17 protein-coding genes are annotated in these 14,995 nt (G+C 41.3%); 6 read left to right on the forward strand and 11 right to left on the reverse strand.

The window, feature by feature from the left end; translation table 11 throughout:
* Both F9K23_18570 and F9K23_18575 read left to right on the forward strand, forming a co-directional pair.
* On the forward strand, positions 1 to 790 hold a 790-nt coding region (locus F9K23_18570), incomplete at its 5' end, for a PKD domain-containing protein (GenBank protein ID KAB2912724.1).
* Complete coding sequence (locus F9K23_18575; protein KAB2912725.1) at positions 787 to 1,179, forward strand: hypothetical protein; 393 nt, start codon at positions 787 to 789, stop codon at positions 1,177 to 1,179. The genes F9K23_18570 and F9K23_18575, both read left to right, overlap by 4 nt.
* Before the next feature lie 2 nt (positions 1,180 to 1,181).
* Here the strand turns inward: F9K23_18575 and F9K23_18580 are convergent, their stop codons facing one another.
* The 7 genes from F9K23_18580 to F9K23_18610 all read right to left on the reverse strand — a co-directional run bounded on the left by F9K23_18580 (position 1,182) and on the right by F9K23_18610 (position 7,695).
* Complete coding sequence (locus tag F9K23_18580; GenBank protein ID KAB2912726.1) at positions 1,182 to 1,715, reverse strand: metallophosphoesterase family protein; 534 nt, start codon at positions 1,713 to 1,715, stop codon at positions 1,182 to 1,184.
* Positions 1,716 to 1,753: 38 nt separating this feature from the next.
* Positions 1,754 to 2,998, reverse strand: a complete 1,245-nt coding sequence (fabF, locus tag F9K23_18585; protein KAB2912727.1) for a beta-ketoacyl-ACP synthase II — start codon at positions 2,996 to 2,998, stop codon at positions 1,754 to 1,756.
* 1 nt (position 2,999) lies between these two features.
* A complete protein-coding gene (locus F9K23_18590; protein KAB2912728.1) occupies positions 3,000 to 3,560 on the reverse strand; it encodes a TetR/AcrR family transcriptional regulator in 561 nt (186 codons plus the stop codon).
* An 86-nt stretch (positions 3,561 to 3,646) separates the two neighbouring features.
* Complete coding sequence (locus F9K23_18595; protein KAB2912729.1) at positions 3,647 to 4,723, reverse strand: acyl-CoA desaturase; 1,077 nt, start codon at positions 4,721 to 4,723, stop codon at positions 3,647 to 3,649.
* A 71-nt stretch (positions 4,724 to 4,794) separates the two neighbouring features.
* A complete protein-coding gene (locus F9K23_18600) occupies positions 4,795 to 5,637 on the reverse strand; it encodes a hypothetical protein (protein KAB2912730.1) in 843 nt (280 codons plus the stop codon).
* Between the two features lie 108 nt (positions 5,638 to 5,745).
* Complete coding sequence (locus tag F9K23_18605) at positions 5,746 to 6,216, reverse strand: SRPBCC family protein (GenBank protein KAB2912731.1); 471 nt, start codon at positions 6,214 to 6,216, stop codon at positions 5,746 to 5,748.
* Positions 6,217 to 6,294: 78 nt separating this feature from the next.
* The gene (locus tag F9K23_18610) at positions 6,295 to 7,695 is read right to left on the reverse strand and encodes a rhomboid family intramembrane serine protease (protein KAB2912732.1); all 1,401 of its coding nucleotides are present in this window, start codon (positions 7,693 to 7,695) and stop codon (positions 6,295 to 6,297) included.
* A 94-nt stretch (positions 7,696 to 7,789) separates the two neighbouring features.
* Between F9K23_18610 and F9K23_18615 the strand changes: the two genes are divergently transcribed.
* The 3 genes from F9K23_18615 (at position 7,790) to F9K23_18625 (ending at position 10,865) form a co-directional block, all read left to right on the forward strand.
* Positions 7,790 to 8,629: an MBL fold metallo-hydrolase gene (locus F9K23_18615; GenBank protein KAB2912733.1), complete on the forward strand. Its 840-nt coding sequence runs from the start codon at positions 7,790 to 7,792 to the stop codon at positions 8,627 to 8,629.
* Between the two features lie 7 nt (positions 8,630 to 8,636).
* Positions 8,637 to 9,302, forward strand: a complete 666-nt coding sequence (locus F9K23_18620; protein KAB2912734.1) for a hypothetical protein — start codon at positions 8,637 to 8,639, stop codon at positions 9,300 to 9,302.
* A 252-nt stretch (positions 9,303 to 9,554) separates the two neighbouring features.
* Entirely contained in the window at positions 9,555 to 10,865 is a 1,311-nt protein-coding gene (locus F9K23_18625) for a serine hydrolase (GenBank protein ID KAB2912735.1), read from the forward strand.
* A gap of 15 nt (positions 10,866 to 10,880) precedes the next feature.
* Here F9K23_18625 and F9K23_18630 read toward each other — a convergent pair whose 3' ends face one another.
* The 3 genes from F9K23_18630 to F9K23_18640 form a co-directional block, all read right to left on the reverse strand.
* Entirely contained in the window at positions 10,881 to 11,894 is a 1,014-nt protein-coding gene (locus F9K23_18630) for an acyltransferase (protein ID KAB2912736.1), read from the reverse strand.
* Between the two features lie 96 nt (positions 11,895 to 11,990).
* Positions 11,991 to 12,842, reverse strand: a complete 852-nt coding sequence (locus tag F9K23_18635; protein ID KAB2912737.1) for a DUF2911 domain-containing protein — start codon at positions 12,840 to 12,842, stop codon at positions 11,991 to 11,993.
* 98 nt (positions 12,843 to 12,940) lie between these two features.
* On the reverse strand, positions 12,941 to 13,153 hold the full coding sequence (locus F9K23_18640) for a hypothetical protein (protein KAB2912738.1): 213 nt from the start codon (positions 13,151 to 13,153) through the stop codon (positions 12,941 to 12,943).
* Positions 13,154 to 13,611: 458 nt separating this feature from the next.
* On the opposite strand from F9K23_18640, the gene F9K23_18645 reads away from it, so the two are divergent.
* Entirely contained in the window at positions 13,612 to 13,764 is a 153-nt protein-coding gene (locus F9K23_18645; GenBank protein ID KAB2912740.1) for a hypothetical protein, read from the forward strand.
* A 265-nt stretch (positions 13,765 to 14,029) separates the two neighbouring features.
* Here the strand turns inward: F9K23_18645 and F9K23_18650 are convergent.
* Positions 14,030 to 14,995 (reverse strand): T9SS type B sorting domain-containing protein (locus tag F9K23_18650; protein ID KAB2912739.1); only part of this gene is annotated, 966 nt, incomplete at its 5' end.

Genomic DNA, 14,995 nt, shown 5'->3' on the forward strand with positions numbered 1-14,995 from the left:
ATCGTATGCCGTAGATGCCAAATTTGATGTAACACCTACCTTGGGCTGCAATCCTATGAAAGTGCAAATCACTGATCATAGTTTCAATGCAACAATATATAACTGGGATTTGGGCGACGGAAATACCGATACCGTTAAAAACCCTTCGCACACCTATACAAAACCCGGTAAATACCGTATAAAGCTTGTAATATCAAACCCTAACGCTTGTAATTTCTCTGATAGTTTCTTCCGCACTGTTGAGGTGATTGATAAAACAACCCCTGATTTTGAGTTTTCTCAAAACGATTGCGAAGGCAAAAAGGTGGTTTTCAAAAACAAGTCGCCACAATCGTTGGGCTTTTTGTGGAAATTCAGTACAGGTGATACCAGTGTTGCCGAAAACCCCGAATACGAGTTTGCTGAAGCGGGTACTCATAGCATTACGTTGATAACAAACCCCGGTTCTATTTGTGAGGATTCTGTAACCAAATCAATAACCCTTAAAGGCTATACCCAAAGCGATTGGAAATTCCCCAATGTGTTTACTCCTGCCGATGGTAACCAGCTAAACGATTGTTATCAATTTGAAGGGGTATTGGTTGATTGCGATAAAGTAAAGGTGGAGATTTTTAACCGCTGGGGTGAACTGATTTGGAAAACCCAAGAAGCCGGTGCTTGCTGGAACGGAACCCATTTTGAATCTAAAGATGAATTACCGGCAGGTGTTTATTTTGTAATTGCTGAATTGGAGAGGAACGGAGGCGATAAGGTTAAATACAACGGTACAGTAACTCTTATCCGCAAATGAGAACAATACTAATAATCACCCTATTTACAATTATTGGTGCAGGTTGCCGCCCTGCAAAAAACACTACAACTGCCGCAAAAGAGTCTTCACCGTTTCCGGAAGGGACATTAATCGTTCCCCAAACACTTTCTCTTAACAATGCTGATGCAGCCCCGTTTTGCATAACGGTAAAAGAAGGCAAACGTTATAGCTCATTTACGGTAACGATATATAACAGGTGGGGACAAAAGATGTGGAGTGCTGATAAGCAATCGGCGTGTTGGGATGGAACAATGGTTGTTAATAAAGAGAAAACAAAAGCCCCTCAGGGTGTTTATTATCTTGCCATAGAAGCTACCACAGCTGATAATCAAATCTATAAATACACAGCCACATTAACGGTAGTGTAGTTCTAGCTGTTAAGAATAGCGCCCTCCAGGTTTTTTATATCGCCGCGTTTGCCAAGTTCAATGGCTTCTATGTCGGTAATTTTTCCAGCATCTACTTTAAAGCGTACCATGGTTCTCACTGTGTGAAAACCTTTGATACCCGCAGCACCGGGATTAATGTGTAATAAACCAAGCTGACTATCGCGCATTACTTTGAGTATGTGAGAGTGACCGCAAATAAAAAGCTGTGGCGGGCGAGCCATAATTTCACTTCGGATGGCGGGTGAGTACTTGCCCGGATACCCTCCGATATGGGTAATCAGCACATCAACACCTTCACAAACAAAACGGTTGTTTAGGGGGTGTTCTGTTCTCAGTTCATGCCCGTCAATATTGCCCCATACGCCGCGCAGGGGCTTTAGTTTTTTTATGTAATCACTTACTGCTAAAGTACCCCAATCGCCTGCATGCCATACCTCATCGGCCTGCTCAATGTGGTTAAGCATCCGTTGGTCAAGAAAGCCGTGCGTATCCGAAAGCAGTAAGATTTTTTTCATCTCTGCAAAGTAAACACCAAGGCGTTCTAATCTCCTTATTACCCTTCAAATTTTTTGAAGATGACAATGGCATTATGTCCGCCAAAACCAAACGTATTGCTCATAGCTATTTTCACGTCTTTAGTAATTGCCTTTTGGGTAATTATGTTTAGGTCCTTTGGGATAGCAGGGTCTATTTCAGTTACGCCCATAGTAGCCGGAACAATTCCTGTACGGATGGCCTGTATGCTGGCTATGGCTTCAATTGCACCCGCACCGCCCAACAAATGCCCCGTCATGGATTTGGTGGCACTTACTACCAAATTGGGGTTATTGCCAAACAAACGGTGAATTGCATTTACCTCGCTCAAATCGCCAATTTCTGTAGACGTAGCGTGCGCGTTTATGTAATCGATGTCTGTAGTTTGTAGTCTTGCATCCTCCAATGCCAGTTTCATGGCAGTGTAGGCTCCTTCGCCTTCGGGGTGGGTTGCCGACATATGGTAGGCATCAGCCGTCATTGCTGCGCCCACAAGTTCTGCAAAAATGGGTGCTCCACGTTTTATAGCGTGTTCGTATTCTTCTAACACCAATGCGCCCGCACCTTCACCCAATACAAATCCATCACGCTGACTATCAAAAGGTCGTGAAGCAGTGACCGGGTCGTCGTTTCGTGTTGAAAGGGCTTTAATTGACGAGAAACCACCGATAGCGGCGGGGGTGATGGCTGCTTCTGAACCGCCTGAAATTATCACATCGGCTTTGCCCCAACGGATATAGTTAAAGGCATCCATAAAGGCTGAGTTGGATGCCGCACAAGCCGTAATTACAGTATAGTTTATCCCTTTAAACCCGTGCTTGATGGAGATTGCTCCCGAGGCCATGTTGGGGATTGTTTTTAAGATAAAATAGGGGTTGAATCGTGGTGTGCCGTCGCTTTTGGCAAATTCGCTCACTTGCTCCTCAAACGTGGTAAATCCACCGTTGCCCGACCCCCAAATAACACCGGCGCGGGTATAATCCAATTCGCTGTCTTTTATCCCTGACTGTTTTAATGCCTGATGAACAGCCCCCAACGCATATTGTACAAATAAATCGTATTTGCGCACCTCCGCTTTCTCAAGATATTCCAATGGGTCAAATCCTTTTACCTCACAAGCAAAGCGGGTTTTAAACTTTTCAGTATCAAAACGGGTAATGGGTGCTGCTCCGCTTTTACCGTTTTTAAGGGCATCAAAAAATGCCTCTACATTATTACCCAGCGGGGTAATTGCACCCATGCCGGTTACTACAACTCTTCTCATCTTATTTGTTGGGGTTAATGCTGTTTAAAACAGCTTGTTTTAGGGTATCGAAACTATCTGTACCCAGTATGCGGCCCAATTGTGTTGCGGCCATCATGTTGGTGATAATTAATAAAGCTTTGGTGGCCGGCGGTTCATTAAATGATAATAAACCTTTTTGCAAGCCGTTTTCAAGGGTATTTGTTAGCCATTCATAAATGCCTGACGCCATTTTTTTCATGTGCGGTTTTGCTTCTTCATCAACCGTGTCCCAGTCGGTAGCCATAGCTCCTACAAAGCATACGCTGTTATTGCAAAAAGCATCCGTATATATCTCTAAAAAATGCCTCACTTGTTCCGGTTCATTCAGCCCCGACACCTCTTTTATAAATACTTCAAACTTTTGAATTTGAAACTGTATTACTGAAATCAGTAAGTCGGTTTTTGTAGGGAAATGGTAATGGATGGCGGCATTCTTAACCCCTAAAGGTTTTGAAATGTTTTGGTAGCTAAAGGCGTTATAGCCCTTTTGCCTGATAAGTATGTCGCCCAACTGGATTATAGTTTCTTTGGTGGCAGTCATAAATCACCACAAATATACTTACTTATTAGTAAGTAAGCAAATGAAGTATAAAAAAACCGCAAGGTTAGTTGCGGTTTTCAAATGTCTTAGGCTACGCCAGCAGCTTTCATGTGTTTAGCATGAGAGATGAAGGCCGAGAACATGGTGGGGAATTCTTTGTATGAAACGTTAAACTCCTTGCAGGTTTCGCGCACTATTTTATTAATGTTTGGGTAGTGTATGTGGCTGATTTTAGGGAACAAGTGATGTTCAACCTGAAAGTTAAGACCGCCTAACAACCAGCTAAGTACTTTGCTGCGTGTAGCAAAGTTTACGGTGGTGTTTATTTGGTGGATAGCCCATTCGGTTTCAACGTTAACGCCTGCATTTTCATCAGTAGATAAAAAGTGTGCGTCTTCAACCACGTGAGCTAATTGGAACACAACCGCTACAATAATACCGGCAGTGAAAGCAAGAATAAGGTAGCCAACTATTGCTGAAGTAAAACCAACGGTGAAACCGGGGATAATAACAAAGATGATGATGTGTAATACTTTTGAAATCCAGAAGCTAAAGTGTTGACCAAGAGTCATTTTACGCATAGGGGTATGTTCAGATACACGGCTTAGGAAATACTTCTTAAAGTCTTGCCAAAACACCCAAAATAGGTAAGTTAAACCATACAAAGCCATAAAATAAACGTGTTGGAAACGGTGAAACCAGTATTTAGGCTGGTCTGCGTGTACACGGATAAAAGGCCTGATGTCAATATCGTCATCCATCCCTTCGATGTTGGTAAAAGAGTGGTGGTTAACGTTGTGTTTCAAATTCCAGATATAAGCATTGCCACCCAAAAGGTTTAGGGCAAATGCCATAAATTTATTCAAAGTAGGATTGGTAGAGTAACTACCGTGTGAACCATCGTGCATTACATTAAAACCGATAGCAGCGAATGTGCCACCTAACAATACGCATAACAACACGTTAATCCAAACGGAGGAAGGTGTGAAGAAGGTAACAACCGTGTAAGCGGCGATAAGAACGGCAAACAATATGATTGTTTTTGAATACAACTTAAAGTTGCCGGTGGTTTTTAACTGTGTTTGCTTGAAGTACGAATCTACACGTTTGCGGAGAGTGGAGAAAAACTCGGGGTTTTTGTTGCTAAAGTGTACTTTGGCCATTTATTAATATTGTAATTTAAGTTGTACAAAAGTAATCTTTATAATTCATAATACAGCTGTAATATTATGCACTACTTTGCGCAGTTTTGCTTAATTAAAGTTTGTACATCTGTAACCTCTTTATACAAAGCCGCTACAAAGGCATTTTTCTTATCTCGGGTGTTTAGTAATGCTTCTGTTTTTTTTGCAATGATTAACTGGTTAGCCTTGTTAAGACATACGCAGGCGTTGTATTTATCGTGCTTGGTAAGCAACACCTTTGCTTTGGTGGTATATGCCCTAATATTGTTAGTGTCTTGCTCAATAGCATAGTTGGCAAACAGCATCGCAGAGTCTTTTAATCCGTTTTTAAGGTAAATATCCGCTGCTAAACTTCCCCTGCCGCCGCTTTGGTATATGTCGGGCAGTTGTTTGAGTGTTTGCAGGGCTTTTAGGTTTTGTCCGGCATAGTTGTAGGTGCTTGCCAAGTTGTTTAGAACCCCCGTTAGCATATTGTCTTCAAGACTCATTAGCTTTAGCTTTTCGTAGTATTGGATAGAGGTTTTAAAATCGCCCCCGTAACGGTATAATGAAGCAAGGCTGAAATACGCATCAATTTTGTAGGAAGCTGAGGTATCAAGGGTAAGGAAGTCGTTAATCAAACCAATGGTTTGCGCCACTCTGTCGGTTCTAAGACTGTCGTATATTAATTTAAAATTTAATTCGCCTAAAATACCCTTTAATGCCAGCGAGTTACTATCTAAACGGTACAAACTGTCGGCTTTGCGAATGAAAGCCTCGTTTAAGGGGCGTTTACTGTCTATATACTCCATTAAATGGATGTATTTGGCTAAGTCTTCTTTCGAGGGTTCAAGCTGGGCGTTGGCACCCAAAAATCCTGTAATAAATAATGCGATTAGTGTAATTTTTTTCATAAGTAATTATTCAACCAGCCTATAACGTATAAAGGCCGCAAACAAATATAGGTATCCCCTTAAATAACGAAGGTTTTTTCCTACAAAAGGACTTTTGAAGGTGATATTTTATTTAAATACTCCAAAGATTTCTTCAACTCTTTTTTTTCGATATTCAAAAATTTCATTCAACTTACTTTTTACCAAAATAGGGTGAGCTATATCTCCCAGTATGCCCAATGGCATCTTGTAATCAACAATATCCGTCATCTCAACGCCCCCTTCAATGGGTTTAAAAAAATGTTGGTGGTGCCACATGGCATAAGGCCCGAAGCGTTGCTCATCAATAAAGTATTCCTTATCCTTTACCTGTGTAATTTCAGTCATCCAGCTTACGGGTATGCCAAAAAGCGGACGCATTTTATAGGTAATAATCATGCCTGCGTATACCTTTTGCCCTTCGGGGTGGCTTGATGTAATATCAAACCCCATAGAAGTAGGTGTAATTTCTTTCAGGTTTTTGTGTGAGGTGAAAAAGTCCCATACCTCATCAATACCCGCAGGAACATTTTGTATGCTCGAAATTTGGTAAAACGCCATGTGTATTAATCTCTTTGAATTGAATTAACAAAAGCTACAGTATTTAGTTTTACCAAAATGATGATAACTGTAATCGGTTTATTCAACAGTTTCGGTATCATTTTCTACGCCCAAGAGGGTATTTATTTCTTCTGCTAATTGCCCAACAATGTGTTCGTCCTCAGCACTTCCTGTTACCAGCCATTTCTTAATTGCTTCGTATTGTTTTTTTCGCAATAGCGAATATTCAAACAAAAAGCTCCTGTATGTTTCAAGTTGTTCAGGTAAGTTTTCATTGTTTTCCAAACTCATAAGGTTTGTACACCGTTCCCAATTTTTAATGCCTTCGTCAATTTGTTGCTGCTGTGAGGCTAAAGATAGAGTGCTCCATTTTTCAAATACCGAAAGTGTTTTTTGTTCAATTTCTACAAATTCAGTCCTGTGGTTTTCGTAGTTTAAAACCGTTTTCGGAGCAAAAGAAAAGCCTGTGTACAATGCTGCAACAAGTGCAAGTCCGCCAATGGTGCTGGCCAAATAAGAAGGACGGTTATTTTGTTTTGCCAACGTAAAATCAATACAAAACAGGTAGCAGAAAAGCCCACCGGTTATAAGTCCTCCAATGTGTGCTGAGTTATCAATGTTTGATTTAGTGAAACCATAAAACAAGTTATACCCTACAAACAATAACATACTTGTAAGAAATGCCTTGCGTTCTTCTTTTTCGATAAGTTTTGTGGTGAGCAATGCTAAAAAAGCACCGTATAAACCAAAAACAGCACCCGATGCACCGGCACCCACCGCAAACGTATTGAAGTATAAACTGGCAACATTACCGCCAATACCTGCAATGAGGTACAGAATTAAAAAACGCCACTTGCCTATAAGCGGTTCTAGAAACACCCCAACATACAATAAGGCATAAAGATTAAGTAATAGATGCAAAATGCCGTAGTGCAAAAAGCAAGCAGTAAGCAAACGCCAAGGCTCGCCGCCAAGTGTATTTACACTAAATGAGCCTCCCCAACTTAATACAACTTCTGTTGTTGGCTCAAAAAAGTTGGCGCCGCTTGCTACCATCAGTATAAAAACAATAATGTTTGCAAACATTATTAGCGGAGTAAACAGATATTCTTTTGTAGGGGTAATTATCCTTAGAAAACTTTTAAAGCCGCTTTCGTTTTCAATGGTGTTTTGGCTGTGTTGATGTTTCAATGAGTCAACAGTTTGCAACAAAGTACTGATGCTTGCGGTATCTGTTAGCGAAAGGTCATTTGTGTTAAGATTAATAAGAGTTATAATAACCCCGTTTTCTTCAAAGTCTATTTTGATTCCATTCCCTGTATAAACCCCACCATCACTTACTTCAATGTTAATTGAATTATCATTTTCAGAGGTTGCTTTCCAGCCCAGCTCTTGTGCGGCTTGAATACAAAACACTTTAAACTGCTCAATATCATCAGCAGGGATTGATATTTGACGGTAGTTATTAGGGTTGCTCATAAATACAATAATAAACTATTGATTCTGTTGATTGTCAAACTTTGTTATATCCCCTTAATCTCACTAATATTGACGGGGTAAACGGAGCTTATTTATGAAACTTTATACCATTGATACCGGATATTTTAAGTTAGACGGCGGAGCTATGTTTGGGGTAGTACCCAAAAGCATTTGGAACCGCCTGAACCCTGCCGATGATAATAATATGTGCAATTGGGCCATGCGTTGTTTGCTGGTGCAGGATGGCAACCGTTTGATTTTGATTGATAACGGTATTGGCGATAAGCAAGACGATAAGTTTTTTGGTTATTACTACCTGAACGGTAACGATACGTTAGAGAAATCGTTGCAAAAGCACGGGTTTACCCGCGATGATATTACCGATGTATTACTTACCCACCTGCATTTTGACCATTGCGGGGGTAGCTTGTTATGGAATGCCGACCGCACAGGATATGAGCCGGCTTTTAAAAACGCAACATACTGGACTAATGAGGCACATTGGAAACATGCCAACTCACCCAATAAAAGAGAAAAAGCTTCGTTCTTAAAAGAAAATTTTGTGCCCTTGCAAGAAGCAGGAGTGTTAAAGTTTGTGCCCGATAGTTTGCAATTTAGTGATAACATACGCATTATACTTGGCTACGGACATACCGAGGCGATGATGATGCCCATTATTACCTACGGGGATAAGACAGTAGCTTATATGGCCGATTTGATACCCTCAGCGGCACACATCAACCCGGTGTATGCTATGAGCTACGATATACGCCCGTTGCAAACCATTGAAGAACGTACTGCTTTTAACCGCGAGGCAATGGACAACAATTACATTTTGTTTTTTGAACACGACCCAAGCGTTGAGTGCGCTACTATTAAACAAACCGAGCGCGGCGCAGTAATTGACCAAGTACTTACCATAGCTGATTTATAACCTATAAATGAAGAACATACTAAAGGGTATTACAGTAGTTGCCTGCTTATTGGTTACCCTGCTTGCGGGTGCCCAAACCGCCCCAAAAACAGTATTGATTGTTTTTGCAGAAGATAGCCATATACGAATTCCTTTTTCGTTTTTAAAGAATAAGGAAGTAGGGGAGACTGATACTGCGCCAATAAAATACTTAACCCTTAAATACGGCTTTTATAACACCCTTGCTGAACGGTTGGCAAACAATGGATACCGACCAATGGGTGGGGTTAGTGGTAATCTTAATCAATCGCGTTTGTACACCACCGATAAGTGGTTTTTTACCGATTCGGCAGCTATAAAGTCTGAAAAGAAAGGCTCGTATGAGGCAACATTGGTAAATAACGACAACCGTAATTATTACTCAATGTACCTGAATGCCGACTCGGCATCATACATCCTGATGATTAACAAAATAGAAGTACACACCAATATATTCCGCAACTTGTTTACGGTAGCTAATTACTGTTTAGATGTGCATTTTGATGTGTATGACCGTGATATGAAACGGCTGTGCGGTCGTTACCTGCGTAAAAAAGTACGTATGAGCAGAGGGACTTATTGGTCGTCGTTCACCAAGCAATTCAACACCTTACCCGATGAATTGGCCTTGTATTTTGTGAACATGAAAAAGTAAGGAACAGTCTCAAAAGTCAAAACTATATAAAGCAACAATTAGGGGGAGCTTGTTTAGCCACTAAGTCGCGAAGCCGCCAAGTAATAATTATTTTGCGCCTTAGTGTCTTCGGACAGATTAATTAACACAGGCGTTTGAGACAACTCTAAACGCATGAATCGAGTCGGACTTCATGCCCGCCGCTAATGTTTAAGCATAAATTATTTTTGAATTCCTTTCAACCATTTAGAAACTTCGAGTCTATATAGAAGTATGAAAAAACTTGTAGTCTTATTGTTTTCGTTGGGCTTGTTTGTCGCCGCCAAATCACAAAACTATTACTTTCCCCCTGTGGTAGGCAGTCAATGGGATACCGTATCACCTGTATCGCTTAACTGGTGTACAAGTCGGTTGGATACGGTATATAAATACCTTGACTACAAGGATAGCAAAGCCTTTATCATACTTAAAGGCGGTAAAATAGCCGTAGAAAAGTACTTTGATGCTTTCACACAAGATTCGGCTTGGTATTGGGCTTCAGCAGGTAAAACGCTAACTGCATTTTTGGTAGGCATGGCACAGCAAGACGGTAAATTGAGCATAAGCGATACCACCAGCAAGTTTTTAGGCAAAGGCTGGACAAGCTGCACTCCTCAGCAAGAAGACAAGATTACTCTTTGGCACCACCTTACCATGACTACAGGGCTAGATGATGTAATTGCCCCAACTCCTCAGGTGCCTGACCCCGACAATTGCATGGAGCCTGCGTGCTTGCAATACAAAGCCGATGCGGGCACACGCTGGGCTTACCACAACGCTCCCTACCGCATTTTGCACGAAATACTGGATAGTGCCACCAGATTTAACATTAATCAATACACGGTGTTAAAACTGCGCAATACCACCGGAATACAAGGTCTTTGGTACGATGGTGTGTTTTACAGCCGTCCCCGTGAAATGGCTCGCTTTGGGTCGTTAATGATAAATAAAGGCAAATGGGGCAATACAGTTGTACTGCCTGATACTAATTATCTAAAAGCTGCCACCAACACTTCACAGAGTATCAACCCTTCGTACGGGTATTTGTGGTGGTTAAATGGTAAATCAACCTATAAAATACCTGATGTGCAGCTTACGTTCAACGGACCTTTAGTGCCTAACGCTCCCGCAGATATGGTTGCAGCTTTGGGAAAGAACGACCAAAAGTTGTACGTGATACCCAGCATGGACATGGTGATTGTGCGCATGGGCAATGATAGCGGACAACCCGTAGCCGCAGTTTCATCATTTGATAACGAGTTGTGGGGGCTGTTGAAAGATGTTTTTTGCCCTAACGGACCTGTTTCTGTTAATGAGCCAAGCAAACAAAGCGTAGTTAAAATATACCCCAATCCTGCAAACAATGTATTGTTTACCGAAGGGGAGGGGCAACTACTGATAACCGATATAAACGGACGTATTGTTTTGCAATCGCAAGTTTCAGGTATAAAGGAGTTTTCAATACAGCACCTTTCAACAGGTGTGTACACCTTACGCCTTATCAACGAGGGGGGTACGCAAACTCAAAAGCTTATAAAAGAGTAACTGAAACAACGGGATTTATATCCCCAGCCACTTGTAAATAACGGCCACCAACTTGTTGTACCAGTGCGAGGCCAGGTAGGTAATGCCTAACGAAAGCAGCAGGGTAATTACCGTAGGCGCGCCGAATCCGTATTGCGTAAAAAAGTATACTACCAGCATATTTATCAGTATGTGGATGATAAACAACGGGTACGAAATCTCTCCTGTGTAAATAAAGAATTGGTTAACGGGTTTTAGTTGCAACTTGTAAATAAAAATAGCAATAAAGCTGTATCCGGTAAGTGCAGGAATATCATTAAACAACTGGCCTATAAAGCCCAGTTTTAAAGCCATACCCACGTATAAAGCCATACCGCCTGCACCAATTAATAAATAATGCCACTTAGTAAGTTTACCGGCTATTTTATCAAGGGTATTGTTGTTTACCATAGCGGCCAATACCATGCCCAGCATAAACTCCCACGCATACTGCAAAAAGAAGCGGTTGTAGCTGGCCAATTCTGATTTACCGATGTACACAATCAAAGCCGCCCAGCCGATACTTGCCACCAACCCAATACCGATAAACAGTGTGTTGCTTGTGTTGCGTTTTAGCCACGCCAAACCGTGAAACACAAGATAGAATTGAATAATGGTGGATACAAACCAAAACTGACCGCCGTAGGAGCCGATAATGCTACTATCAAACATTTTGTATAACAACACATGACCACCCAGTGCATACCAAGAGCTTTGGTAAATGGGAATGAAAAGAGTGATGATGGCGGAAAGTATAACTACGATTATATAGGGCAGGTACACTTTGCCCAGCCTGCGTTTGATAAACTGTGCGAACCCTAACGGCTTGTTTTGAAATGAAAGGTATAATCCAAAACCTGAGATTAGCAAAAAACTGTGTACTCCCGTTCCGCCAATGTTTATGGCTTTTGCAGCCAACGGCGGCAGGCTGAATGTTTGCAGGTAGTGATAAATGATGATGGTGAAAATAGAATACCCCTTTAAAAAATCAGCCAGTTCAAAACGTTTCATGCGGGTTAGTTTGTTGCTGCAAGATAGTTAGTGCAGGATATAAATAAAAAAGCACCGCCATTGGCAGTGCTTAATTTTTTTTGATACAGCTATAGATTACTTAGCGCTAGCTTCTTTAATCACTTCATCAGCCATTTTCACGTAGTCATCGTTTTTAGCTTCTGAAGCAAGTTTTTTGGTTTTTTCAGCGCTGGCAATAGCAGCTTTTTTATCGTTAAGTTTCAATTCAATGCGAGCTTTCAACAATACAATCCAAAATGCTTGTTGGTTCTGGTCAACAGCTTTGTTTACCCATTCCAATGCTTTCTTCATGTCTTTGTTGTTTTCGTAGTAGTAACGGGCAGCAGCAAAGTAAGGACGGCTGTCAACGTTCATAGCGTTGTCAATGTTCTTCATGATGGTTTCATCAATCTCAGTAGTAATCAATACCGATACTTTGGTGTTTTCCCAAACCAATTCAAGGTTAGCAGAATCAGAACGAACGTTGTTAATGTTAATAGTAAACGTTTCAGTTTTATCAGCTGTAGTTGTTGGTTTTACAGTTACGCGGGCAACTTCGTTTTCGGTTTTGTATTCAGCTACGTTACCGCCCAATTTCAAATCGTTGTAAATCATTACATCCCAGCTGTCTTTGTTAGGCACGCTGTAAATAGCATAAGTACCGGCAGCAACTTCTTTACCTTCAATTTTTACTTTATCGGTAAAAGTGATTTTGGTAGCAGCATTAGCACCTGTACGCCAAATTTTTCCGTAAGGAACTAAGTCGCCATATACAGTACGGCCTTTTGCGCTTGGACGTGAGTAGTTAACGGTGATTTGACCTAAAGCAAAATCCTGTTTAAACTCTTGAGTTGAACTTGGTGCGGGAGTTTTAAGGGTTTGCGCTGTAGCAGCAGAGCATACAAGCAATGCAGCAGCAGCAAGTGAAAGTAATTTTTTAGTATTCATTTTATATGTGTTCTTAAATTTTACGGCCGCAAAATACAGCTTATTTGTTAAAACAGCGGGGTTGATGTTTAAACAATGGATTGAAGGTGATAGAATAGCTACTGGGCCTGTTGAATAAGTTTCACAACGGTTTCAAGCGGTTCATCAACCACCACTTGAAAATTGCCGCCCGATTGTGCACCTGCGCTAAGGTAAAGAGTCGTAGCTCCTTCGTCGGTAGGAAAAGGTTCAGCAAAGGCAATTGCATGGATATTGATAATCCCTTTTTTGCCTGAGTTTTTATCAACGGTAACCTGTATAAAGTCTTTCATGTTTCAATGCTACAAAAAAATACGGATTGACACTACGTATTAAGCGTAAACAAATGTTAAACTTATTTGATAGTTTTGGTACATAGTTTATCAATAATGGAAAAGATTAACAAGATAGTCCAAAACCTTGTCATGCCTGTGCTGCTTGTCTTTACTACAGTAATAGGGATTTTCACAAATTCAAAAGCCACTCAACTCGATGTAAAATCAAAAGAGCTGAAAGCCCAATTAGATTCTATCTCTATTGTTGAACGGGAAAAGCAGCTTGACCGCAGCGATATAGAGTTCGTTCGTGAGTTGAAGTTTAAGTTGTTCAGCGAGGTGAAAGAGGCGGTTAAATCAAAAGACGAGGCCTATCAGCAAACGGTGTATGAGTTTGTAGTACAAATGTTAAAGGATGATGAGGATTTTAGGAACGCATTGCTTAAAACGCTTGCAAACTCACTAAACAAAGGCGAATTGAAAGAAGAGATAGACAGAAACTTAACCACTGCAACGGTTTTTGCCGAAGAGGAAGCCGAAAAACAACTGGTATTGAAAATGGCTCCGAGTGCTACTGCCAAAGTAAGGGTAGATGTATTTTATCTGGAGGAAACACAGGAAAAATCTAAAAGAGTGGCTGAATTGGTGCAGAAAAAACTGGGTAATGATTACGAAGTGAAACTTAGAGTACTGCCCAAATTAAAAAACAGCCAGAGTGGTTACCAAGTGTACCAAAACGAGATACGGTTTGAAGAGACAGAAACTAACATTGTGAAAGTGATTAACGAGTTATTGAAGGATACCCTGCAGGAGCCTTTGCATGAACGTAAAAAAGTAACTAACCGCACGGATAACTACGTAAGTATATTTATCAGAAACCCATAACGGGCAGGGTTATTTCGTTTCCCTGAACAGGGTCACAGTGCCGCGCATTTCAACCCCGTCGGGTGTGCGGCAATCTTTGTATTTCAGCAGCACAAAGTACACGCCGGGCGGCACTTCCTGGTTTTTAAACTTGCCGTCCCACAGCCCGTTATCTTTGGCTTCAAACATCTTCTCTCCCCAACGGTTATATACGATGATATCGTAGCTCTCAACCCTGCCGTCCATCAAGGGATAAAGATCGTTGTAACCGTCGTCGTTTGGTGAGAACGCATTGGGTATTGTAAAATCATTAAAGTCTTGTATCGAAAGGGTAATGGTGTCGTAATCCGTATTGCACCTGCTGGCCTTTACCCAATACGTACCCGGTTGTGAGAATTCAACTACCGGCGTTGTATCCCCTGTGCTCCATAAGTACTTGGCAACAGTGTCTTTAGTGTCTATTGTGTAACTGAAGGGTGCAGTACAAAACGTAGTGTCTTTGCCAATGTCAATTCCCAAAGGTTCTAATACCGTTACTGTACTGATTGTAGAGTCGCAACAATTTCCGTCACAAGCAATCAGTTTTACGCTGTAGGTACCCGCGCCTGGGTAGGTGTACTCAGGGCTTTGCTGGCTCGATGTGTCATACTCAGTAAGCGTGTCGCCAAAATTCCATTTAAAGCTTTTAGCACCGCTGCTGTTGTTGTTAAAATTCATTTTATAGCCGCAAGCACTATCGTTGGTTTTGTAGGTGGATACTACCTTAAACTGGCAGTTGAGCACATTAAACTGATAATCACGACGGGTAATGCCCACCACAACACCCTTGCGGTATTCTTTTACCAAAATGCCGATTACAAATTGACCTTGCCTTGTGGGGGTTAGCTGTAATAAACCGGTTTGCCAATTAATGCTAAGATTGGGTACTCCGTCAATTGGAAATGCTGCACTATAGCCGCTTGAAAAGTTTACCTGCGGAAACGGGGGAGGGGTAAC

The sequence above is a fragment of the Bacteroidota bacterium genome (assembly GCA_008933805.1).
Lineage (GTDB): Bacteria > Bacteroidota > Bacteroidia > UBA8524 > UBA8524 > SB11.